The sequence below is a fragment of the Streptomyces sp. WM6386 genome, from assembly GCF_000972385.1.
GTDB lineage: Bacteria > Actinomycetota > Actinomycetes > Streptomycetales > Streptomycetaceae > Streptomyces.
Map to the genome: position 1 here is coordinate 1 of NZ_JXTE01000210.1, position 1,110 is coordinate 1,110.

Consider the following 1,110-nt stretch of genomic DNA (forward strand, 5'->3'; position numbering starts at 1 on the left):
CACAAGGACTGCGGCTGTCCGGCTGCCGGTCGCTGGTGTCATGGCTTTCACGCGGCCACCCTCGACTTCGCCCGCATCGAGCAGTGGTGGGGCGCCCACCCGGGCTTCGGTGTCGGGATCGCCTGCGGACCCGCCAACCTGCTGGTCGTCGACATCGATGCTCATGAGCGCGAACTCCCCGGACGGGACCGGCTGTTACCCGGCATCACCATCTCCGAAGGGATCGACCTGACCGGGCTCGCCAACGGCTTCCACACGATCGGTCTGCTGGCCGCCCTGCGCGGCTTCGGCAGCCCCGCAGACGACGAGACGGCCCTGCGGGTGAGAACCCCCTCGGGCGGGCTGCACGTCTGGTACCGGGCGTATGGCGGGCGTCGCTGGCAGTGCTCCACGGGGTCCGGGGGCCGCGCGCTCGCCTGGCAGGTCGATGTACGGGCGCACGGCGGGTACATCGTCGCCCCCGGCACGGTGACCGATGCCGGCGCGTACGAAGCGGTGGGGGACGCACGGGAGCCCGCGCCGCTGCCCGACTGGCTGGCCCGCGAGCTGGAGCGCACCGGGCACCTGCCGCCCGCGTACGTGCCCGCGCCGAGGCCGGTTCCACCGCGGGCCCGGCAGGCCGTCCTGGCCGCGGGCGGCGGCCGCGGAGCGGTGAGCCGGGTGCTGGGCGCGCTGCTCGAAGAGGTGGCCGCCTGTGTCGCCGTAGCCGAAGGCGCCGCGTTCTCCGAGAAGTTGAACCGTGCCGCGTACACCGCAGGAGGGCTCGTGGCCGGGGGGCAGCTGGAGGCGACGGAGGCCGAGCGGGCCCTCAGCGAGGCTGCCGAGCATGCCCGGCCGGGGCAGGAGCGCCGTTACACGGCCATCATTCGCAGCGGTCTGAACGCCGGCCGTATGCGCCCGCTGTCCCCAGGAGGACGCGCATGACGTCCCGCCAGGACGACACACTCTTCGACGCCCAGGCCGTCGCCGCGCAGATCCTCGCCCAGCCCGTGCCGCATGCCCGCCGCTCCGACGACGACGCCCCTGCGCAGGGAGAGGCCACGGCCGACGGACGGCTGCCCGACACTCTCAGCGACCGGGGCAACGCCAAACTGTTCGTCAAGCTCTACT

General features: G+C 73.5%; 1 protein-coding gene and 1 pseudogene. Both read left to right on the forward strand.

From position 1 onward, the window contains the following. On the forward strand, positions 1–924 hold a 924-nt coding region (locus TN53_RS40785), incomplete at its 5' end, for a bifunctional DNA primase/polymerase (protein WP_046263933.1). Further along, positions 921–1,110, forward strand: a pseudogene (locus TN53_RS40790) (DNA primase); the annotation flags it as partial. The gene TN53_RS40785 and the pseudogene TN53_RS40790, both read left to right, overlap by 4 nt.